The 22,443-nt window shown below is 46.7% G+C and carries 15 protein-coding genes; 7 read left to right on the top strand and 8 right to left on the bottom strand.

Features of this window, described 5'->3' with window-relative positions:
• Positions 1-9 precede the first annotated feature (9 nt).
• On the bottom strand, positions 10-837 hold the full coding sequence (locus LEPBO_RS0104395; RefSeq protein WP_017286321.1) for an ABC transporter permease: 828 nt from the start codon (positions 835-837) through the stop codon (positions 10-12).
• A 19-nt stretch (positions 838-856) separates the two neighbouring features.
• Between LEPBO_RS0104395 and LEPBO_RS0104390 the strand changes: the two genes are divergently transcribed.
• On the top strand, positions 857-2,686 hold the full coding sequence (locus LEPBO_RS0104390) for an ABC transporter ATP-binding protein (protein ID WP_017286320.1): 1,830 nt from the start codon (positions 857-859) through the stop codon (positions 2,684-2,686).
• A gap of 29 nt (positions 2,687-2,715) precedes the next feature.
• Here the strand turns inward: LEPBO_RS0104390 and LEPBO_RS36135 are convergent, their stop codons facing one another.
• The gene (locus LEPBO_RS36135; protein ID WP_017286319.1) at positions 2,716-6,267 is read right to left on the bottom strand and encodes a response regulator; all 3,552 of its coding nucleotides are present in this window, start codon (positions 6,265-6,267) and stop codon (positions 2,716-2,718) included.
• A 219-nt stretch (positions 6,268-6,486) separates the two neighbouring features.
• Here LEPBO_RS36135 and LEPBO_RS0104380 point away from each other — a divergent pair, with 219 nt between their 5' ends.
• Complete coding sequence (locus LEPBO_RS0104380) at positions 6,487-9,177, top strand: beta strand repeat-containing protein (RefSeq protein ID WP_017286318.1); 2,691 nt, start codon at positions 6,487-6,489, stop codon at positions 9,175-9,177.
• Positions 9,178-9,264: 87 nt separating this feature from the next.
• On the opposite strand, the gene msrB is transcribed toward LEPBO_RS0104380, so the two are convergent.
• Positions 9,265-9,681 (bottom strand): peptide-methionine (R)-S-oxide reductase MsrB, encoded by a 417-nt coding sequence (msrB, locus tag LEPBO_RS0104375; protein ID WP_017286317.1) that lies wholly within the window; start codon positions 9,679-9,681, stop codon positions 9,265-9,267.
• A 253-nt stretch (positions 9,682-9,934) separates the two neighbouring features.
• Here msrB and LEPBO_RS0104370 point away from each other — a divergent pair, with 253 nt between their 5' ends.
• The gene (locus tag LEPBO_RS0104370; protein WP_017286316.1) at positions 9,935-11,263 is read left to right on the top strand and encodes an acetamidase/formamidase family protein; all 1,329 of its coding nucleotides are present in this window, start codon (positions 9,935-9,937) and stop codon (positions 11,261-11,263) included.
• A 108-nt stretch (positions 11,264-11,371) separates the two neighbouring features.
• Here LEPBO_RS0104370 and LEPBO_RS36130 read toward each other — a convergent pair whose 3' ends face one another.
• From LEPBO_RS36130 to LEPBO_RS0104345, 5 genes are all read right to left on the bottom strand, one after another.
• A complete protein-coding gene (locus LEPBO_RS36130) occupies positions 11,372-12,733 on the bottom strand; it encodes a sensor histidine kinase (RefSeq protein ID WP_017286315.1) in 1,362 nt (453 codons plus the stop codon).
• Positions 12,730-15,201, bottom strand: coding sequence for an MASE1 domain-containing protein (locus LEPBO_RS0104360; protein ID WP_017286314.1), 2,472 nt, complete (start codon positions 15,199-15,201; stop codon positions 12,730-12,732). Before LEPBO_RS0104360 ends, LEPBO_RS36130 begins: the two co-directional genes overlap by 4 nt.
• Before the next feature lie 237 nt (positions 15,202-15,438).
• Entirely contained in the window at positions 15,439-16,620 is a 1,182-nt protein-coding gene (locus tag LEPBO_RS0104355; RefSeq protein WP_017286313.1) for a n-acyl-d-glucosamine 2-epimerase, read from the bottom strand.
• A gap of 29 nt (positions 16,621-16,649) precedes the next feature.
• Positions 16,650-17,105 carry a single-stranded DNA-binding protein gene (locus LEPBO_RS0104350; protein WP_017286312.1) on the bottom strand — a complete coding sequence of 152 codons (456 nt, stop codon included), beginning with the start codon at positions 17,103-17,105 and terminating at the stop codon, positions 16,650-16,652.
• A gap of 142 nt (positions 17,106-17,247) precedes the next feature.
• Positions 17,248-19,791 carry a mannose-1-phosphate guanyltransferase gene (locus LEPBO_RS0104345; protein ID WP_017286311.1) on the bottom strand — a complete coding sequence of 848 codons (2,544 nt, stop codon included), beginning with the start codon at positions 19,789-19,791 and terminating at the stop codon, positions 17,248-17,250.
• 185 nt (positions 19,792-19,976) lie between these two features.
• On the opposite strand from LEPBO_RS0104345, the gene LEPBO_RS0104340 reads away from it, so the two are divergent.
• From LEPBO_RS0104340 to LEPBO_RS0104325, 4 genes are all read left to right on the top strand, one after another.
• On the top strand, positions 19,977-20,156 hold the full coding sequence (locus LEPBO_RS0104340) for a hypothetical protein (RefSeq protein WP_017286310.1): 180 nt from the start codon (positions 19,977-19,979) through the stop codon (positions 20,154-20,156).
• A gap of 5 nt (positions 20,157-20,161) precedes the next feature.
• Positions 20,162-20,839, top strand: coding sequence for a class I SAM-dependent methyltransferase (locus tag LEPBO_RS0104335; protein WP_017286309.1), 678 nt, complete (start codon positions 20,162-20,164; stop codon positions 20,837-20,839).
• 28 nt (positions 20,840-20,867) lie between these two features.
• Positions 20,868-21,794, top strand: coding sequence for a ribokinase (rbsK, locus tag LEPBO_RS0104330; RefSeq protein ID WP_036044376.1), 927 nt, complete (start codon positions 20,868-20,870; stop codon positions 21,792-21,794).
• Between the two features lie 246 nt (positions 21,795-22,040).
• The gene (locus LEPBO_RS0104325; protein ID WP_017286307.1) at positions 22,041-22,436 is read left to right on the top strand and encodes a response regulator; all 396 of its coding nucleotides are present in this window, start codon (positions 22,041-22,043) and stop codon (positions 22,434-22,436) included.
• Positions 22,437-22,443: the final 7 nt, after the last annotated feature.

The raw sequence follows: 22,443 nt of genomic DNA, 5'->3' as shown, positions 1-22,443 counted from the left end.
ATCACACTCCTAGATAATGTCCGCAAAGGTTCGCTCAACACTTCGGAAATAGCGAATTCCCGTCCACACCAACAGTACCACTACCCCCAAGGCTAAAACAAACCCCGGCAGATAAAACGACGGTTCACCCTTAAGAATTGCCCAGCGAAAGCCATCAATCACACCAACCATCGGATTGAGTGAATACAACAATCGCCATTGTGCCGGAATAATTTCAACACTATAACCAACCGGAGAAACATACTGCCCAAGCTGAATCAGAAACGGAATTACCTGCGCCACATCGCGAAACCGGACATAAATTGCAGCAAACCACAAGCCAACTCCAAACGCCGCCAATGCTGCGATCGAGACAAAAAATGGCAGGGTTAAAATTCGCCAAGTTGGAATGTATTGATACCAAATCATCACTCCCAATAGCAACATTCCAGACACTAAGAGATCAACGAAATTCACTGCGATCGCACTCGCTGGAACCAGCAATCGCGGAAAGTAAATCTTCGAGATCAAATTCGCATTACTGACCAAACTCTGGCTCGTCTGTCCCAAGGACGCTGCAAAAAATTGCCAAGGCAGTAAGGCAGCTAAAACCAAAATCGGATAAGGCGTATCTTCTTGTGTCGGCAAGTTCGCCAGATTGCTAAACAGAACCGTGAACACAATCATCGTCAGAAACGGGCGAATCAGTGCCCAAGCAATCCCGATCGCAGTTTGCTTATAACGAACTAGGATATCTCGCCAGGATAAGAAATAGAACAGTTCACGATACTGCCACAAGTCCCGCCAATATTGCTTTTCAGTTTGCCCTGCTTCAATGACCAGTCTCGATTTTTTCATCAAACGCTATTGTAGAAGAATGCAAACTCGACGATTTCAACGCTTCATTGGAAGCATCTCCCAATTTTTATCTATTTTCCGCTATTGTGGGCGAGCGATCGCACTCGTTTGGACAACGAATCGCCGTTTAACGATCGGACTCGCCTTGTTTACTCTAGTCGGTGGGCTTGTGCCTGCGGTGGTGGCATATGTAGGCAAATTGATTGTTGATGCCGTTGTTTTAGCCTCTCAGACTAGACTGGAAAGCGATCGTATGGCTGCGATCGGCTATCTCGGATTTGAAGCCGTCATGGTCGCGATTCAATCGGGTAGTAAACAAGGCTTAGTGCTTTCTCAGTCGTTGCTCAGAGTCTTACTTGGGCAGAAAGTCAATGAACTAATTCTCGGCAAGGCACTCACACTGAATCTGGCACATTTTGAAGATTCTGAATTTTATGACAAGATGACGCGCGCTCGGCGGGAAGCTTCGACTCGCCCCTTGAGCTTAGTCGGTCGAACATTTGGATTAGTCCAGGATTCGCTGACCTTGATTACCTATGGCGGGCTGTTGATTCAATTCTCGGCTTGGGCAGTTGTGATGTTGATGATTGCAGCTGTTCCAGCTTTTGTGGCAGAAACCCGCTTTGCCGGAGAAGCATTCCGATTGTTCCGCTGGAGAACCCCGGAGACGCGAGAACAGAACTATCTAGAATGGTTGATCGGCAATGAGTCCCCGGCAATGGAGATTCGGCTGTATCAGTTAGGAGGCATGTTGCTCGATCGCTATCGGGCGATCTTTCATCGGCTGTATGCTGAGGATCGCGATTTAACGATTCGGCGCGGACTTTGGAGCTATGGACTGGGTTTAGTCAGTTCGGCTGCATTTTATGGGGCGTATGTCTGGATTGTTTGGGAAACGATCGCAGGTCAGATCTCGTTGGGTGAGCTAACCATGTATCTCGTGGTCTTCCGACAAGGACAGAGTGCGTTTGCTTCGATTCTCAGTTCAATTGGTGGAATGTATGAGGATTCGCTGTATTTGTCGAATCTGTATGAGTTTCTCGGTCAGGAAATTCCGCGATCGCTCGGCAGTGCCACTCGCGGAAGTTTGCCGGGTGATGGCTTACGATTTGAGCATGTGACGTTCTACTATCCCGAAGCTGATAAGCCTGCACTAAAAGACGTTTCATTCCATTTACAGCCCGGAGAAAAGTTAGCAATTGTCGGTGAAAATGGCTCTGGAAAAACCACGCTGATCAAATTACTGACGCGATTGTATACGCCAACTGAAGGTCGGATTTTACTTGATGGGTTAGATTTACAAGCCTGGGATCTCGAAGCCCTGCAACGTCGAATTGGGGTGATCTTCCAGAATTTCATGAAATATCAATTCAGCGTTGGCGAAAATATTGGCGTGGGCGATGTGCTGAATTTAGACGATCGCGATCGCTGGCAAGTCGCTTCTGATAAAGGCAATGCGATTTCATTTATTAAAGATCTGCCCGAATCCTTTGATACTCGATTGGGTCGATGGTTTAAAACAGGACGAGAGCTATCGGGTGGACAATGGCAGCGGATTGCATTGTCACGGGCATTTATGCGATCGAGTGCTGATTTGCTCGTTCTCGATGAGCCAACTTCCGCAATGGATGCCGAATCAGAGGTGCAAATCTTCGATCGCTTTCGAGAAATGACTCCCGATCAAATGGCAATCTTGATCTCGCACCGATTTTCAACGGTTCGCATGGCGGATCGAATTCTCGTCATGTCTGCTGGAACAGTGCTGGAACAAGGAAGCCATGAACAGTTGATTGAATTAGGCGGACGATATGCCCATCTGTTTGCAATTCAGGCAGCGGGGTATCAATAGGACGATTCCCCATTTCCCAAAATGAACAACTACCGATACAACCAAACCCGCAACAAAGAAAGCAACTGTTCAGTATCAACAGGCTTAGTAATATAGTCTGATGCTCCTGCTTCGATGCATTTTTCTCGATCGCCCTGCATTGCTTTTGCGGTTAACGCAATAATTGGCAGCGATCGAAACTCTGATTGCTCTCGAATCACGCGAGTCGTCTCGTATCCGTCCATTTCTGGCATCATGATGTCCATGAGCACAATATCAATTTCTGGATTCGCTTGCAGAGTCTCAACACCTTCGCGTCCGTTTTCAGCATACAGAACTTCCATCTGATGCTGTTCGAGCAGACTGGTGAGCGCGAAAATATTACGCACATCGTCATCGACAATCAAAATTTTCTTACCCCCTAAGACGGGATCGGCTTGATATAGCTCTTCGAGGATCTGACGCTTCGGCTTAGGTAAGTTCGCTTGAACTCGGTGTAAGAACAATGCGGTCTCATCCAATAGCCGTTCTGGCGATCGCACATCTTTGATAATAATCGTCTCAGCTAGGCGTTTGAGTTGCGTTTCTTGCTGGCGAGACAGTTCTTTTCCGGTATAGATGATGATGGGAATTTTAGACAAAGCTTCGTCGTGCTTGATCTGCTCGATCAAATCAAACCCGCTCATATCCGGTAAGCCTAAATCCATCACAATACAGTCAATTTGCTGCGCCTGTAATGTGGCGAGAGCTTCCTGAGCAGTAGATGCAGCAATACTTTTGACATCTCCATTCCCGATCAGATCCATGATGCTTTGAGCTTGAACTTGATCATCTTCAATCACGAGCAAATTCTTGACGCGCCGCTCAATAAACACTTGAATCTCGTTAAACAGGGTGTCTAACTCTTCAGAGGACACAGGCTTTTGTAAGTAAGCGATCGCGCCGAGTTGTAAGCCTCGCTGTCGCTGATCATCACTCGATAAAATGTGAACCGGAATATGGCGTAGTTCTGGCTCATGTTTTAAGCGATCGAGGACTGTCCAGCCATCTAAATCAGGGAGATGTAAATCGAGCAGAATGGCATGAGGTTTGAATTGCTGTGCGAGTACAAGTCCTGGCTGACTTCTCAAAGCACACAGCACTTTGAAACCCTGCTGCCTAGCCATGTCAATTAGAATTTTGGCAAAGTTTGCATCGTCTTCGATGATTAAGAGAATGCGATCGTTGGGATGAATGACCGCACGATCGTCTTCTATTTCAGCATACGGAACGGGTGTAGTAAGGGGGACAGGCTTGGGAGTCGGTGCTGGAATTGGCTGAGGATCTTGATTGAACGAGCAAGGCAGAGTCAAGGTAAAAGTACTGCCCTGACCCAATTGGCTGGTGAGTTGAATCGAGCCGCCTAAGCGATGCGCTAATTCCCGACTGATGGAAAGCCCTAAACCTGTCCCGCCATATTTTCGGCTAGTTGTGCCATCAACTTGCTGAAAGGCTTCAAAAATAAGCTGTTGCTTCTCAGGGGGAATTCCAATCCCGGTATCCCTGACCGCAAAGAAGACCTGAGAATTTGGCGTGAGTCCGATTTGAACTTTCACGCTGCCTTGTTCAGTGAATTTAAAGGCATTTGCGAGCAGATTTTTGAGAATTTGCTGAAGGCGTTTACTATCGGTGTGGATCACTTCTGGATTTTGTAGCTCGATCGCAAAATCTAAGCCTTTACTGGTCGCAATTTGCCGAAATGAGCGATCGAGCGTTGCCTGAATCTCAGCTAAGTTTACAGGTTCAACTTCGAGCGCAACGGTACCCGATTCGATCTTAGCAAGATCCAAAATATCATTAATCAGTGTGAGTAAGTCATTCCCCGCAGCATAGATGGTACGGCTATATTCAACTTGTCGATCGGTTAAATTCTGTTCTGCATTGTCACTCAAAATCTTTGCCAAAATCAGCAAACTATTGAGCGGAGTTCTCAACTCATGCGACATATTGGCAAGAAACTCAGACTTGTATTTCGAGGAAATTTCTAACTGCTCTGCTTTTTCTTGCAGTGCTAGTAGGGCTTGATCGATTTCGCCGTTTTTCTGCTCGACTTGACGCTTTTGGACTGCCAGTAATTCTGCTTTTTCTTCTAGTTCTTCATTGAGCTGCTGTAATTCTTCATTCGAGACTTTGAGTTCCTCTCGTTGCTCTTGCAGTTTCAGTTCTGACTCTTCTAAAGCCGTTGCTTGCTCTTGCAGAATTTCATTACTATGTTGAAGCTCTTGCTGTCGAACTCTGAGTTCTTCGGCTAATGCTTGCGACTCAATCAGCAAGCGCTGCGTTTGTGCATCTGCTTCGATCGCTCTCAACACGACACCAATTGTCTGGGTCAATCGATCGAGTAAGGTGAGATGTAGCTCACTAAATTCGTGAATGGAAGCAAGTTCAAGCACGGATACGACCTGCTGCTCAAATAAGATAGGCAAGACAATCAGATTCGTTGGAGTGCTTTCTCCTAATCCCGACCGAATCTGAATATAATCGCTCGGCACTTGAGTGAGTAAGATTCGCTGTTTTTCTAGCGCACATTGCCCAACTAGCCCTTCTCCCAAATGAAACTGATTAGAAAGATGCTTGCGGTCGTGATAAGCATAGCTACTGAGCAATCTCAGAACATGGTGTTCTGAATCCATGACATAAAATGCGCCCTGCTGAGCCTCAACTAAGGGAGCAATGTAAGAGAGCATCATTCGCGAAACGGTTTCTAAGTCTCGCTCGCCTTGAATCAAATGCCCAAATTCTGCCAGGTTCGACTGTAGCCAGGTTTGGCGATCGCTCTTTTCCAAGCTCGCTTTCAGATTTTCTACCATCTGATTAAACGTGCGGATCAAAACCCCAACTTCATCCGCTCGCGGTAATGGGTGCAATTGAATCGATAAATCTCCATCTGCAATTTTCTCTGCTGTGCGGGAAACGTGCGTCAGCGGTTTGGAGATATTCCGGTTGAGTAAAAAGCCCAGAACACCTAGCAGTGCAAATCCAAGCGGAATTCCATATGCAATGCTATTCAATGTATTTTGTCCAGCAAGATTTGCGGCTGTCGATCGGCGATCGAGCAAAACTTGCTCCCGCTTTTTCATGTCTGTAATCACAGTCTGAATCTGTTGCATTACAGGAATCGCACTTGGAACTACGTCAGGTCGTAAGGCTGTCTCCAGCCCTTGGCTTCTTCGGATTTCAATTCGCTTTTCCATGATCGCTAAGCGACGCTCAATCAGCGGCTCCAATCGATCGAGGCTCTGCTGATGAGCGGGATTATCTGAGGACAGTTGGCGAAGCGATTCGATGCGATTCTCGATCGTTGAACGAGCCAGATTGTAGGGTTCTAGGGATTCCTGTTCAGGTCTGAGCAAATATCCTCGGACTGCGCTTTCTGCATCTTTGACCAAGGAAAAAACTTCATCTAAGGCGGTCAAAACTCGGTAGGTCTTCGTCACTGATTCTGAAGTGTCAATCAGTTGTCGGGTTCCACTATATGAGACAACTCCGATCGCTGCAAAAATTGCTAGCCCAATCCCAAATGTCGCGCCGATCTTTGTCCCAATTCTCAAACGGTTCAACATTGCAATTGTTTCCGAGCAAGCTGGTTAATTGTCAAGTATGACTCAAGTTGATGCATCTAGCCTGGGATAGAGAAATTTCAAAAGTTGGGATTGTGTCGCAAAAATGGTAGTTTTCACTAAAAAATCGGTACAACTATCACTCGTGCTTTGAATTCAATCATAGAAATTTTAGCTTCAATGGGGGCATATTGAGCTTAATCCCCATACGAGAGAAAAAACATGCTGAGATTGCTGATTTTCCTTGGACTCTTCGGCAGTTGGTTAACGTTCGTAAATCAGGCCGAAGCCCAGCAAATTATACCGGATAACACACTGAGTAGCAAGGTGGATCGATCAGGCAACGCTTTTACCATAACCAACGGCAGCGCAGCAGGCAGCAATCTCTTCCACAGCTTCCGCGAGTTTTCAATTCCCACAGGTGGCTCTGCACCTTTCGACCTAATGAATACGCCTAACATTTCTACCATCTTCAGTCGCGTGACCGGGGGAAGTGTCTCAAATATTGATGGCGTGATTCGCACCATCAACAACAGCAATGCTGTGAATTTATTTCTGATTAATCCTGCCGGAATTCTCTTTGGTTCTAACGCTTCCCTGAATATCAGTGGCTCTTTTACTGCGACGACAGCGGATAGCATCTTCTTTGCAGATGGGATGAAGTTCCACGTGACTAATCCAACAGAGCCGCCTTTACTTACGATCAGCGTGCCAGTTGGATTGCAATTAGGAGCTAATGCCGGATTGATTCAAGTGCAAGGACAACCTCAGAATCCAGCGTCAGGCTTACAGGTTCAGACTGGACGAACTCTTGCCCTAGCAGGGAGTCAAATCGACCTGACGGGTGCGACATTAAAAGCTCCAGATGGACAAGTTGAACTGTGGGCAGCACAAAATGCTCAAATTGCTATGAACAAGCAACCCTGGCAACTGAACAGTTCTACAGCAGAGGCGAACTGGGGCAATATTTCGTTGCGGCAAAGTTCACGCATTGATGCAGGAGGAGTAAATGGTGGAGCAATCCATGTTCGAGGTCGGGGATTGACCTTACAGGATGGGTCGAATATGAGTTCCACAACCTCGGCTGGACAAGGTAAGGGCATCACGATTCAGACGACAGAATTTGTTGACCTTCTAGGGATGTCTTCTCCTGGACAACTTCTTTTATCAGGCATCAACACCTCGGTGGGCAATCAATTTAGCTTTTTGGCACCACCAGGACCACCCATGACTGGTCGAGCAGGCGATATCAAGATCGACACCCTACGCTTACGCTTAGCCAATGGTGCTTGGCTTCAGTCCTCGACTTCTGGTAATAACTCTAGAACGGGAGATATTTCAATTCATGCTACTGATGTCGATTTAGTGGGATATGAAACAGCTTTTTCGTTAAGTATCGTTAATTCAATTGGCACATTGATTACGGCTAGAAACAATAATCAGAGTGGACGAGTTTCAGTGGATGCCCAACGAGTTCGCGTGCTTGATGGGAGTCGCATCAGTAGCAGTTTGTTGGGCGGGAATGGCACTGCAGGAGAAGTCTCAATTCGGGCTGCGGAGAGCCTTGAAATTCGAGGGATAAACCCGAATGGCGGAATTACTAGTGCTGTACTCGCTTCGATCGAAGCAGGAGCAAGAGGACAAAGTGGGCAGATTACGATCGAGACAGGAAGTTTGATCCTAGCCAATGGTGGATCGATTACTAGTGAATTGGCAGGAGCGAGTAACACATTCTTTGGACCAAGACCGGGGGCACAAGGCACAGCAGGCAGTATTACGATTCGAGCCAAGGATGTGCAGGTTAGCGATGTCAAGATTGATGGCTTTAGTAGAAGTTTGACTGGTATTACAGCGTCGCTAGGCAATGGTGCGGTGGGATCAGGTGGAACTATCAACCTCACTGCAGACAACTTGCGAGTCCTCAATGGCGGACAAATCACTAGTGCAGCAGAAGGGCAAGGAGCTGCGGGCAGCATTATCCTCCAAGCGAAAAACATTGATGTTCAAGGGGTCTCTCAACCTTTATCTGATGGGCGTATCTTACTGAGTACAATTTCTTCTGCAGCGGCTGGTTCCTCTGCTGCTGGTTCAGTCAATCTCCAAGCAGACATAATCCGAGTAGACGGTGCAGAACTATCGGTCAGCAATCGCGGCACAGGAGATGCAGGTAACCTGAATCTCAGTGCAGGTAGTATTCTGCTCAAAAATGGGGCAAATCTTCAGGCAGAAGTGAACGGGGGAAATCAAGGGAATATTCAACTTCAGGCAAGAGAATTACTCTTGCTCAGACAGAATAGTAAGATCATTACGAGTGCGACAGGGCTTTCTACAGGCGGCAATATTGCCATCAATGCCCCAAATATTTTGGGTCTGGGCAATAGTGACATCGTGGCAAACGCTGAGCAAGGACGTGGCGGAAATATTCAAATCACAACTCAGAACATTCTTGGACTGCAATATCGCGATCGCTTAACGCCGGAGAACGACATTACTGCAAGCTCGAAATTTGGCATCAATGGCACGGTTCAAGTCAACAATGCGGGGGTTGATCCGAATTCTGGGCTGATTCAACTGTCTACGGATATCCTCGATCCAACTCAGCAAATCACAGCAACCTGTGCTGCTAATCAAGGCAGCAGCTTCGTCGTCACCGGACGGGGTGGAGTTCCAATCAATCCGATGCAAGATACAAGGCACGATCGCACTTGGAATGATGTCCGCGATTTGTCTCATTTTCCAAGACTGGCAATCAACGCGAAGCACAACGCTGAGGCAATGCTTCAACCAATCGCATTGATGGAAGCCACAACTTGGTATCGCAATCTCAAAACTGGAAAGGTCGAAATAGTCGCAACCCAACCTGCAAAGACTTTTTCAAGTGCTACCTGTGCTGCGACTCCCCAGAAATATTAAGTGTGAGTGCGATCTCGAAGTTGCGATCGCACTAAGGAATAAGCCACCCAACCGAAATTGGAGGTTGGAAAACTCCAACTTCTCACATTAAGATTCGCCTTCTGGCACAAATTCTAACGCGACACCGTTCATGCAGTAGCGCTGTCCAGTCGGGCGCGGCCCATCTTCAAATACATGTCCTAAATGTCCGCCACATTTTGCACAATGTACCTCAACACGGGTCATAAATAGCGATCGATCAATACTCACCTCGATCGCGTTTTCGAGCGGCGCATAAAAGCTAGGCCAGCCCGTTCCACTATTAAACTTAGTTTCAGACGAAAATAGCGGCGTTCCACAGCCCGCGCACTTAAAAGTTCCTTTGCCGTATTCCTTATCTAAAGGACTGGTTCCTGCTCGTTCTGTGCCATGCTTTCTCAACACCCGAAACTGCTCTGGAGTCAGAGAAGCTTTCCATTCTTCTTCCGTTTTGTTGATCTCAAATGAGTTGTTTTGAGTGTTCACAATGCTGTCTCAATTCACGTGTCTTTTCTTCTGTAAGTCTAGCAAATCTGGTTCCTCTGCATGAAACCTGGACAGGACGGATGCCCGCCCTATCAGCGAGAAACGTCGAGCCAAGCTGTTGGAGGAACTGGAAAAGGCTCGCCTGTCTGTAAGATGAAATTGTGTCCTCGGTTGCAGTAATTATTAATACATTTTTTCTGTCTTAATCCTGGAAATAATGTAAGGCGGATTTCTCTACGATTTATTGCTGGATATGCCAAAGCGTCGCGATTTTTTGTTAGGTAGTGCTGCAACTGCAACTGCTGTATCGATGTTTCCTCACGTGAATGCTCAATCTTCTAAACGCCCTGAAATCAACGCTCTACAACAGGGCTATGTGGGTCAGTATCAAGGCGGTGTTTATCTGCTTCCAGCAAATTCTGAAACGGTGCAATGGGGTTGGTTTAACAATGCAGAACCGCCTCGTGCCCGCATCAAATCCGGGGATACGGTGGTGATGGAGACGATGATGGCATCGTTGAATCAGATTTTGCCAGGAAGCTCGATCGAAGCGATTACCAAACTTCGGGTCGATTTTCCGGGTCGAGGCCCTCACTCGGTTACGGGGCCGATTTTCGTTGAAGGTGCAATGCCGGGCGATGTTTTGAAGATTAAAATCAACCGCATTGTTCCTCGCAGCTACGGGGCAAATTGGAACTTACCGGGCAATTTAAAACTCGGTCAATTTCCAGATAAGTTTACTCAAGCTCAAGTCAAACATTTCTATCTCGATTTGGGTCGTGGAATGACTGAATTCCTTCCAGGTATTGAACTTCCAGTCCGCCCATTTCCTGGAATTATTGGCGTGGCACGGGCTGAGAGTGGTCAATATAGTACGGTTCCACCAGGTGCTTATGGAGGAAATTTGGACTGTCGAGAGCTTGTGCAAGGCACGACGATTTATCTGCCTGTATTTGTCGATGGCGCATTGTTATGGTCGGGCGATTCTCACGCAGCGCAAGGCAATGGAGAGATTAATTTAACGGCGATCGAGACGGCTTTTAGTGAATTGAATATCACGGTTGAAGTGATGAAAAAAATGCCGTTGAGTTTTCCTCGCATTGAGACACCGACGCATTGGATCACGATGGGCTACGATCGCGATTTAAACAAAGCGATCGACAAACTCGAAGAAGAGACCGTGAAATTTGTCTCTGAGTGGAAGCGCTTGAGCAGCAAGGAAGCCCGGCAGTACATGCAGGATTATGGCATGTGTCATGTGGCTGAAGTCGTGAATCAGGTGAAAGGAACTTACTGTATGTTGCCCAAGCAGCCCACTCCGAAAGTTGCGCCTGCTGCGGTGAAAGATACTCGCGATAGCTATGTGACGACAGCGACGAATGCGGATGCAATGGCGGCGATGAATAGTTCAGCAATGCAAATGATTGAACGGATCGCAGAGCTGAAAAAGCTGTCTTTAATTGATAGCTATGCCTTGGCAAGCCTAGCAATGGACACGCGAATCGGACGACTTGAACCGGGTGCAAGAACGATTCATAATTTGCTTCCGCGATCGCTTTGGGTGAAGAAAGCTAAGAGTTGATATTCTGCGAGTTGAGCCGCTAGCTTGCCGCTAAATCTAGAAAATCAACACCTAAGAGGGTACTTTATATGTTTAAAACGCCCTCTTAGAGCTACCACAAGCAAGATATTATACGGGTTCTGAAACGATAAGTTCACCCATCGCTTTTTGAGATTCTATATTTAATTGAGTGAGCGACTGAATCGGTTTTTGATTTAGAGGGATTTGAATTAAAAACTCCGTACCTTCTCCCGGTCGAGATCGGCACTCCAAAATCCCTTGATGCCGCTCAACGACGATTTGATAGCTGATAGCCAACCCCATGCCAGTGCCAACACCAACAGGCTTCGTCGTGAAAAACGGATCAAAGATTTGTTGTATTATGTCTACTGTTATACCTGCACCATTATCCTTAATCCGAATACTGATATGTTGATCATCTGTAACACGTGTAGAGATCCGAATGGTTGGAATAGCCTGTTTTTGAGGTTCTTCCAACAATGCATCAATCGCATTATTTAAAATATTCATAAATACTTGGTTAAGCTGACCTGCATAGCACTCCACAAGGGGCAGGTTTCCATAATCTTTAATCACTTCAATATTAGAAGCTTGTGAGTTCGCTTTTAGCCGATGCTCCAAAAGTGTCAACGTACTATCAAGTCCTTGATGAATATCTACTTCCTTCAAACCTGCTTCATCTAACCGCGAGAAAACACGCAAGGATAGAACAATTTCTCGGATGCGTTCTATTCCCACTTTCATAGAAGCCAATAACTTCGGAAAGTCATTCAACATGAATTCCAAATCGGCTTCTTCGCTTTTGGCTTGAATTTCGCTATCAGATGTTGGAAACTTTCGTTGATAAAGTTGTAAGAGTTCAATTAGTTCTTGAGCATACTGATGAGTATGACGGAGATTGCCGTAAATGAAGCTAATTGGGTTATTGATTTCATGGGCAATTCCAGCAACAAGTCGCCCCAAACTCGACATTTTTTCAGCTTGAACTAGCTGCGTTTGAGTGTGTCTTAGATCGAGTAAAGCTTCTTTTAATTTTGCCTCTGTTTGCCGTCGTTCTTCAATCTCATTGATCAATGCTTGCTGTGTATTTTTAAGCTTCAATTGAATATTGATGCGGGCTAAAACCTCTTCGATTTCTATTGGTTTTGTGATGTAGTCAACTGCTCCCATCCGTAATCCTGCAAGTTTGTTTACAGAATCTGAAAGGGCTGTCATAAAAATAACAGGAATATTTTTGGTGTTCTCATCCGCTTTGAGGCAGCGGCAAGTTTCAAACCCATCAATTCCAGGCATCATCACATCCAGTAGAATCAAATCTGGCTGGATGAAAGGTAGCTTCTCAAGGGCGATTTCACCACTTTTAGCTACAGAAACTTCGTACCCTACATTATTGAGAACATCCAGCAAGATTTTGATGTTGTTGGGAGTATCATCGACGATCAATATGGAATTTGAAGCTGTCATATTCATGGTTCTAAACTGTTATGGATCAGAGTGGGCTGCATCAATTGAGCGATCGCATCAATCTCAAATTCATCTACGAGGGCTAAAACTTTACTGGCAAAAGCACTATATTGAGGATTTATTTGCTGCAATCGTTGAGCCTCTGCTTGAATCGTGACGACCCGACATCGTTTCACAGCTTCATAAAGGTCTTCGAGTTCGGCAGCAGGTGGAATGATCAGTTCTGTTTCAGCGGGTTGAGCTGCTATCTCAGAAATTTGATCAGCGGGTTGATAAATCCATTGCAGATGGAGCAGTTGTTGCAGTTGCCTGAGTAATTCATCAGCTTGTACAGGCTTGGGTAGGAAATTATCACAGCCTGCATCGATCGCTTCCTGACGATCAAAATCAAAAACACTGGCAGATGATGCAATGACGATGGTATTTTGCAATTCAGCAGACTGGCGGAGGCATTTCACCATAGTCCATCCGTCCATAATGGGCATCGCTAAATCTGAAATGATTAAATCAGGGTGAATTTGAGTAGCGATCGCCAAACCCTCCTCGCCATGATTTGCCTCAAAAACTTCAAATCCAATTGGCTCCAACAAATGTCGGATGACTGAGCGATTCTCCCAGCGATCATCTACGACTAATATCTTCTGTGTCTTTCCTTCAAATCCCTTAATCTCTCCAAACTGTGTTGTTCTAGACGTATTTCTCCATTCCAGCGCTTCGGGTAACACGACCTCGAACCAGAAAGTGCTGCCTTTTCCAGGCTCGCTCTGCACTTCGATCGTGCTTTCCATCAGGTTTACAATTTTTTTGCTAATCGCTAATCCCAGCCCTGTTCCTTCACTTTGCTTCGCAGAACTGCCAACCTGCTCAAACGGCAAAAAGATCTTTTCTAACTGCTCAGGAGACATTCCTACCCCGGTATCTTTGACCTGGAAGCGAATTTTGAGTCGTTTGCGAGGGTGATCTTCAGCTTCCTGCCAAATCGCTGAATTGATCCCATGCTCAACTTGGACGGTAAAGCTAACCTCCCCTTGGTCTGTGAATTTAATTGCGTTGCTCAACAAATTAATCAAAACCTGACGCAACCGTTTCTCATCCGCATGAATTCCATTAGGGAGATGAATGTCAGGTTGATAGGAAAACGTAATCCCTTTTTGCTCTGCCTTGATCCGACAAATCTCAATCACCCCTTCCAAAAAAGATGGAAAATGCAAATCTTTTGGGAAAAGCTCCATTTTTCTGGCTTCGATTTTGGAGAGATCAAGAATATCGTTGATTAACACCAATAAATAGGAACCACACTGGTAAATGGTTTCGATCGCTTTATGATCCGTATGATTTGAGTGTTTAGCCCGGAGAATTTGAGCATAGCCCAGAATACCGTTGAGCGGGGTACGCAGCTCATGGCTCATATTGGCCAAAAACTCGCTCTTAGCCTGATTCGCGCGATCGGCAAGGAGTTTGGCCTCCTTTAACTCCATCGTTCTTTCTTCGACTCGAAGTTCTAGGTCATCGTTGGCTTGCTGTAATTGAATATTAGCTCTGCGGTTTTCTGCGAGTACAGCACACAAAACCAAGGTTGTGACGGAAAGAACACAGATAAAAGATTGTAGAAGACTCAGGGATTGTGTAACAGATTCTCTAGCAAAAGAGCCAAATCCACGAGCAGTTCCAAACGTTGAAATAACAGAAACGACGAGTACTAAAAGAGTTGCTTCCCGTGGTTCAAACCGAAAGGCTGCCCAAATTAGAAGGGGAATCATCATATATTCGATTGGATAGCCTCCCCAAAAAGCAACTCGACTCACGGCAACGGATAGAAGTAACAGGAAGGTAAATTCAATCAGCTTTTGTTTTTGGCTGCGAGTGACTCTAGTTACTGTTGCGGCATAAGCTCCCTTAAAACTTCCCCACGATTTGAAAGAATAGAACCAGGACAAGCCAACTGGAGCAATAATCAACATCCCAGCGAATACAGCCATGTACCAGGTTCGCCAAGTAAACAGAAAATCTGTCCACGGTGTGATTCCGTAAAAACATAATGCTCCCGTAGCAATGGTGGAACTTAGGACTGGGTTCACCATTAACAGCAACACAAATCGGAAAATGTCGTGCGATCGCTCCAGAGGATTTTCGCGTCTGATAAACTTGCGAATCAAAAATGCCGTCACCAAGGCATCAGAGAGGTCGCCTGTGGCAGTGATCGCACTCAGCAGCGGATTATCAGGATAGAAAAGTAAACAATTGCAAAGCCAGTCTATCAGTAACAAAGCAGGCCAAATTCGATAACCTAGCAGTAAAACTGCAATCAGAAAAACACCAGAAGACGGCCAGAGTGCTGTGTATGCCCCTTGGTAGGACAACGCTCCACCCAATTTAACCAGACCGTAGTGAATTGGGCCGAGAGCCAGGGCTACAAGAAAAACAGTCCAGTTCAAAACAGGTAGAAACTTTCTTCGTGGAACACTCTGTTGCATAACTCTCTTGTGGGTAGGGTCTTCTGGTCGCCAAGCAGGACCCTGTACTACAAGAGGCAACGAAAAATCTATTGAACAAGCTCATGATTTCGTTATCTACGCCCCTGGGGCTTAGCGGGCATCTAAGAATACTTAGAGTGTGCCCCTGAGCAGCCCATAGTTAACGTGATTCCGTTGCATCAAGATTGACTGATTTGCATATTTAGTAACCAAGCTCATGGTTGAGTATCCTCGAATTCAGGAGAATTTTTCAGCTTGATCCAACGCTTCAAATTCTTGCCAGCAGAGATACATCGATCGTGGAATATGAAAACATCCTTTCCACTTGCCACCTTTGAGATTGAGTAAGACTTCACCTCGTCGATCGAGATAGCCAAACCATTCTCCATACTCTGCATCGGCAAAATGTGACCAACTATAGTCATGGACTTTCTGATACCACTTCCAACAGTCAGAACGCCCAGTCAAGCGGTATCCCATGACTAACGCAACGAGTGTCTCAACATGAACCCACCAAAGTTTCTGATCCCACTCTAGTTGCTGCGGTGGATGACCTTTTACATCCAGAAAGTAGTAGATTCCGCCGTACTTTTGATCCCAGGCAAAATTGAGAGTACGGATGACCACATCAATGCATTGATTGATCAAGTTGAGATTATTGCTGCGATGGGCAATATCCATCATGAACCACATCGCTTCAATCCCATGACCGGGATTAATCACGCGACCTTCAAAGCAATCGATATGGGAACCATCTGGCGCAACGTTTTCATAGAGGAGATTCTCGTCTAGAAAGTCGGTCATGACCTCTTGAACTGTTGCTTCGAGGACTTGATCGAGCGTTGTTTTTGGAAGGAGCCACTCCATTTCCAAAGTGAGATTCGCGAGAATCATCGGAACAGATAAGCCTTTGAGCGATCGCGTTCCTGGATAAGCTTTGTTGTAACTTCCTTTTGGATTGGTTTGACGGCGCAACACATTTTGATACGCCTGAAGTGCCACCTCGCGCGCCCAATCTTGACCCGATGCGAGTGCGAACTGACTAAACGCCATTGCCGCAAAGCAATCTGAAAAAATGTTGTAGGGCTGAATCAGAGGTTGACCCGATCGATTCAATGAGAAATACCAATTTCCCTCCGGATCTCGCCCGTGATTGGCTAAAAATTTTGCTCCATGTTCTGCAATGTCGAGCCAACTGGAGCGCTTTTCTAGACGATTACAGAGCATGGAGAATGTCCACACTTGGCGATTTTGCAGCCAGATAAATTTATCGGTGTCATACACCTTGCCAGTGCGATCGAGACAAGTAAAGTAGCCACCGCATTCAGTATCGATCGAGTACTGTTCCCAAAATGGCAGCACGTTATCGAGGAGCGCAGTTTTGTACAGGTCTGCTAGTTGCCGAAAATCGCGCTCCATACTTGTCTCCTAAAAATCCGCCTTTTATCTTAGAACGGAATGTCGTCTAATTCAGGCTGTGATTCTAATGCTGGAGCCGCTGGAGCTTTTGCCGCACGTTTCGGAGCCGCGCTTGCCACGGGAGCAGGTGCGCTCGGCGTTGCAACTGGCGCTGCCGCTGTCACAGAACTCGATAGCGAAGCTCCATTCAATGCATAAATTTTCTGAATCGTTAATTCAGCCTGCTTTTCTTTAAATCCTTCAGGACGATCAACGGTATTCATGGTCAACCGACCTTCAAGAATCACGCGATCGCCTTCGTGATAATTTGCCTGAATTTCCTGTGCCAAATTGCCCCAACCGACCGCTTTCAATTTGGTGGGCGGATCTTCAGGACGCAAGCCAGAAAATTCGATACGCATCTCAGCGATCGCGGTTTGATTATCTGAGGTGTATCGCAGTTGCGGTTCTTGAACAATGTCCGCCAACAGAATGATGCTGTTCATAGACCTGTGAGAAAGTGAGTGAACGTTATTCTACAGTCGATCGATGGGTTGTTACGAATCGATTTTGGGAGGTGGGGAGTGGGGAGTAGGGAGATGTGTTTCGTTTTCTCTCCCTACCCCCTACTTTCCTACTCTCTACATTTTAGTACACATGCTCTACCCTTGCCTCCTCAATCCCTTGTTCTTGATAGACAAATTCCTGAACTCGTAAGCGATATTCTCGCAGTGTTTCATCGACCCAACCGCGATTTGGGCTATTGGCATAGACGTGAATTAATGGCTCTGTTGCATCCGGTAAAATTAGCACCCAGCTATCACTGCGTTCTGGGTTGAAAATCTTTACCCCGTCGAACGTCTCCAACATTTCTGCGGGATGGCTTTCGACTAAATGCCGCATTAATGCGCCTTTGACTGTCCAGGGACAGCGTACCGAATAGGTTTTATGGGACACTCGCGGACATTCTGATCGAATCTGTGCCAACGTGCGATCCTGCAACGTTAACATCTCGATCAGTTTCGCAATGCAGAACATTGCATCAAAGCCAGGATGTAGTTGCGGGAAGATAAAGCCCATCTCGCCACTTCCGCCTAAGACCGTGCTGGAATGGGCATGACACGCTTCCATTAACGCAGTCGGGTTCGCTTTAGTGCGAACTACTTTGCCATCGTGACGACGGGCAATTTGCTCGATCGCACTCGATGCATGAACCGGAACAACCACTGTTCCACGGGGATGGGCGGTCAAAATCATATCGACCATCAAAGCCGTAAGCGTTTCTCCTCGGATGGGACTGCCCGTTTCATCGACTAAGATGAATTGCTCACCTTTGGCTGAAACTTGTACCCCAAAGGTTGCTTTTAACGCTTCGACAACGTGACCTAATTGATTGAGCAGCGTTTCTCGATCGTTCAAAGATGGCGCAGTTTGCGTCAGACTTGCATTTAAGACCACCGCATCACAGCCAAATTTTGCCAATAATTGTGGTAAGACGGCACCCGAAACCGCATAGGCATAATCGATAATCACTTTTGAACTGCTGGTCTGGATGGCTTGAATATTCAGATGTCGCTCAAATCCTCGGCTATAGATATCGAGCGCTTGATGCACATTCACAACGCCGCCAATTTCATGAATCGGAGCACGACGAAAATCTTCTTTGAAAAATGCTCCTTCGATCTTTTTCTCGATCGCTTTCGAGACGTTGATCCCGTTGCGATCGAAGAACTCAATCACAATATGATCTGACTTATCAGGATGAATCCGAATATGCAATCCTCCCGCCACGCCTAAGGTTGGAACTACTGATCGCGCAACTGGGATTGCTGTAGCTTCAAGATTTTGGATATTGATCCCGACGGACATTAATCCGGCAATCATCGATCGAGATACCATTCGCGAAATGGTTCTTTGATCCCGCGAAACGGTGACTTGTGATCCCGGTTTCAAAGTCGAACCGTATGCCGCTCCTAACTTCACGGCAAATTCTGGAATCACATCGACATTTGCTAAGCCCGAAACGCCTCGCTGTCCGAATAGATTCCGATGTGCGGTATATCCCCAAATCAAATTCGTATTCAGCGTCGCCCCAGCTTCAACGCTCTTACTCGGCCACACCCGGACATTGGGACTAATCAGCGCTTCTTCTCCCACCGATGAGAGCGGTCCCACCACTGCCCCTTCTAAAACATGAGATCGTCGATCAATTCTCGCCCCGCGTGCAATCACACAAGCCCTGAGATGCACCTCATCGCCAATCATTGCACCATTCCAAATGATCGGGCGCTTCAAATCTGCTTCATTCCCAATCGTCACGTTATCCCCGATCGCGGTTCCGGCTTCGATGGTGACACGCGACCCGATGCGGCAGTTGTTGCCAATAATCACGGGAGTTTCAATTTTGGCAGTGGGATCAAGATAAGTATTCTCTCCAACCCATAGTCCGGGCGATCGCTCAACATAGGCGAACTCTAATTTCACTCGGCGGGAAAGTCCAGCATATTGCGCTTCCCGATACGCGTCTAAATGCCCGACATCGCACCAGTACCCGTCTGCGACGTAGCCATACATCGGTTCGCCCTTGTCGAGCAACAGTGGAAACAGATCCTTTGAAAAATCCGCCTCTTCATTTTCTGGTAGATATTGCAGAACTTCTGGTTCAAGAATGTAAATCCCCGTATTGACGGTATCTGAGAAGATTTCACTACTCGACGGCTTTTCGAGGAAGCGTTTAATACTCGCATTTTCATCGGTGATTACCACGCCAAATTCGATCGGATTGGGCACCCGAGTCAAAATCAACGTTGCTTTTGATCCTTTCCGGTAATGAAATTCGATCGCAGCAGTGAGATCAAAATCGGTAATACTATCGCCGCTAATCACTAAAAAAGTATCATCCAGTAACTCTGCAATATTTTTGACACAGCCTGCTGTTCCAAGGGGTTGATCTTCTTCGACTGCATAGGTCATCTGCACGCCAAACTCGCTGCCATCCTGGAAATAATCGCGCATCACATCTGGCAGATAGTGGAGTGTCGCGATTATTTCTCGGATCTGATGTCGCTTTAGCAAGTCAATAATGTGCTCAGCGATCGGACGATTCAAAATTGGAACCATCGGTTTTGGCAGATCACAGGTGAGCGGTCTGAGTCGAGTTCCCGATCCGCCTGCCATTAGCACCGCTCGCATAGAATCTCCTTAAAGTAATCGATCGCATCTTTACCTAATTTGACAGTGCTAGCTTTTTTCGGGCAACCTCCCTCACAATTATTAGCAATTGGAAGAAGGTGGGGAGTAGGGACTAGAAACCTGTCTCCCCACTCCCCACTCCACTTGCTAGAATCTTGACATCACAAATTTTGAAGGATTCCGGTATGGTAAAGCTATTCCTATTTGTCGCCTTAGCGGTTTATGTCGTCGGTGTCTATCGCTTTTGGAAGGGATTTCGCCGCACCAACTTTAGCCAAGGCAAAATTTATTTAGCACTGCTGTGGCCCGCCTTAGTGTTTAATCGGTCTTATCGTCAAAATTTCACCCGTGCATTGAAAGGTTAAAAACATTGAGCGTACAGGATTGGAGTCCACGAATTGTCGCGATCGCCGAACGCTTTAATCGCGAGTATCGAGGAGAGGCATTTGATCTACCTGCCGAAGTTGAAGCGATGCCAATTTTTCGCGATCGAGTCGCGGGAACGCTACAAGCAAAAGTGACTTCTCCATTTTGGCAACTTGCTCAGCCGCAAAAAAATCAACGCTGCTTAGATATCGGCTGTGGCGTTGGTTTTTTTGTCTATAACTGGCGCGACTGGAATGCTTACTACGCGGGACAAGACGTGAGTAAGGTCGCCTGTGACGCGATGAATACTCGTGCCCCCCAGTTAAACTCAAAGCTGTTTCGAGGCGTGAAACTTGGGGCGGCGCATCAGTTAGAGTATGATGCGGCTCAGTTTGATCTGGTGGTTTCGACTGGGGTCAGTTGCTATTCAGATGTGGATTACTGGCAGTCGGTTGTGACGGAAGTGAAACGAGTGCTCAAACCGGGCGGAGTGTTTGTGTTTGATGTGCTCGATCCGGATGCCGCTTTGGCTGAGAGTTGGGCAATTTTGGAGACTTATCTGGGTACAGAGGTCTTTTTGGAATCGCTCGCGGATTGGAAGAAGCTGATCCAGTCCGAAGGAGGCAAGATTGTCAAAACGCTCCCCGGAGAGCTATTTCAGTTGCATAAAGTGACTTTTTAGAACGCTTCAGAATTCAGCAGGCGTAATTATGTCTCGACCTATTTTCACCTTCGGTAGTATCAACATGGATCTCGTCGCCCGAGTTCCAAAATTACCCAAGCCTGGAGAAACCCTAACTGGGTATTCATTCTCAACTGTTCCGGGTGGGAAAGGCGCAAATCAAGCGGTTGCAGTTGCAAAACTGGGTGGCTCCAGTCAGATGGTTGGGCGAGTTGGTGATGATGCGTTTGGACAAGAATTGTTAGCGAGTTTAAAAGCGGCTGGAGTGCAAAGCGATCGCATTTTCATCGATCGTTCAACCTCCTCCGGAGTTGCCATGATTGCCGTAAACGACCAAAGCGAAAATCATATCATCGTGATTGCTGGTGCAAATGGAAATGTCGATCAATCTGACCTCGATCGCTTAATGCTGACGGATTCGTCGATTTTATTACTCCAGCTTGAAATTCCGTTCGAGATCGTTCAAACTGCGGCACGTTCTGCTAAAGCAATTGGGGCAACTGTCATTCTTGATCCTGCTCCTGCTCCTGCCGTTTTTCCAGATGAATTGTACGGTGCGATCGACATTATTACCCCGAATGCCACTGAAACAGAACAGCTTGTCGGATTTCCGATTCAGACTCAAGCGGATGCCGAACGAGCCGCCGAAATTCTGCAACAGCGAGGAACGAAGACCGTGATTATCAAAATGGGCGCTCAAGGTGTCTATTGTGCAACCGAAGACGATCGCTTCTTTATGCCAGTTTTTCCGGTTGTAGCAATTGACACGGTTGCGGCTGGAGATGCATTTAATGCGGGGTTAGCAGTCGCATTAGCTGAGGGGCATCCAATGCGGGAAGCAGTGCGATGGGGAGCGGCATCGGGAGCCTTGTCAACGACAAAATCTGGCGCGCAATCCTCACTGAGCGATCGAGCAACCCTAGACGATTTCTTGCGTAAACAAACAAAACCCTGAGTCAAATTTGACTCAGGGAAGGCTTTTGACTACTGATCAAATATCGATAATCAAATGTTTATATAGAGAGGAGAGTAGATAAAATCAAGTTTAGAAAAATTATTTAGACAGAGGCTCTAGCTTGGGAGAGAGCTAACTTGTTTTCAGTCTAGAGATAGAAGCGATGAACTATCGTAAGGCATAGGTTAGAGATTGTCTTCAGATCGGGAGTCCCTCTGAAGCCCATTTTCCGTAGGTTGACCATACATGCAAACCCTGGCGCAGATGGATATTTTAGTCGTCGATGATGATCCCGATACCAGGGATTTGCTTCGATTCATGCTTGAAGATGAAGGTGCGATCGTTACCGTTGCGCCCAACGCGAAGGAAGCATTATCCCTACTTGAAAGAGAACTTCCAAAGCTATTAGTCAGTGACGTTGCGATGCCTGAAATGGACGGCTTTGAGCTAATCGGGCGGGTGCGCGAACTCCCCAAAGGTGAAACGCTTCCTGCGATCGCGCTGACTGCTTATGCGCGTGAAGAAGACCGCCAGGCTGCGCTCAGATCCGGATTTAATGACTACCTGACTAAGCCCGTTGATCCTTTGGAGCTCATCCGGCTGGTTCAGCAATATTGCTTGGCTTTCCCGCCGGATGCTTAAACCGATG

It is taken from the genome of Leptolyngbya boryana PCC 6306 (assembly GCF_000353285.1).
GTDB classification, from domain to species: Bacteria; Cyanobacteriota; Cyanobacteriia; order Leptolyngbyales; family Leptolyngbyaceae; genus Leptolyngbya; species Leptolyngbya boryana.
Note: the sequence above shows the minus strand (reverse complement) of the source record. Positions and strands in the feature narration are given on the sequence as shown.

What these genes read in the sequence shown, in the direction of transcription:
- LEPBO_RS0104360 (WP_017286314.1), bottom strand. Translation starts at nt 15,201, where the DNA reads ATGCAACAGAGTGTTCCACGAAGAAAGTTTCTACCTGTTTTGAACTGG.
- LEPBO_RS0104380 (WP_017286318.1), top strand. Translation starts at nt 6,487, where the DNA reads ATGCTGAGATTGCTGATTTTCCTTGGACTCTTCGGCAGTTGGTTAACG.
- LEPBO_RS0104340 (WP_017286310.1), top strand. Translation starts at nt 19,977, where the DNA reads ATGGTAAAGCTATTCCTATTTGTCGCCTTAGCGGTTTATGTCGTCGGT.
- LEPBO_RS36135 (WP_017286319.1), bottom strand. Translation starts at nt 6,267, where the DNA reads ATGTTGAACCGTTTGAGAATTGGGACAAAGATCGGCGCGACATTTGGG.
- rbsK (WP_036044376.1), top strand. Translation starts at nt 20,868, where the DNA reads ATGTCTCGACCTATTTTCACCTTCGGTAGTATCAACATGGATCTCGTC.
- LEPBO_RS0104370 (WP_017286316.1), top strand. Translation starts at nt 9,935, where the DNA reads ATGCCAAAGCGTCGCGATTTTTTGTTAGGTAGTGCTGCAACTGCAACT.
- LEPBO_RS0104345 (WP_017286311.1), bottom strand. Translation starts at nt 19,791, where the DNA reads ATGCGAGCGGTGCTAATGGCAGGCGGATCGGGAACTCGACTCAGACCG.
- LEPBO_RS0104390 (WP_017286320.1), top strand. Translation starts at nt 857, where the DNA reads ATGCAAACTCGACGATTTCAACGCTTCATTGGAAGCATCTCCCAATTT.
- LEPBO_RS36130 (WP_017286315.1), bottom strand. Translation starts at nt 12,733, where the DNA reads ATGAATATGACAGCTTCAAATTCCATATTGATCGTCGATGATACTCCC.
- LEPBO_RS0104350 (WP_017286312.1), bottom strand. Translation starts at nt 17,105, where the DNA reads ATGAACAGCATCATTCTGTTGGCGGACATTGTTCAAGAACCGCAACTG.
- LEPBO_RS0104395 (WP_017286321.1), bottom strand. Translation starts at nt 837, where the DNA reads ATGAAAAAATCGAGACTGGTCATTGAAGCAGGGCAAACTGAAAAGCAA.
- LEPBO_RS0104355 (WP_017286313.1), bottom strand. Translation starts at nt 16,620, where the DNA reads ATGGAGCGCGATTTTCGGCAACTAGCAGACCTGTACAAAACTGCGCTC.
- LEPBO_RS0104325 (WP_017286307.1), top strand. Translation starts at nt 22,041, where the DNA reads ATGCAAACCCTGGCGCAGATGGATATTTTAGTCGTCGATGATGATCCC.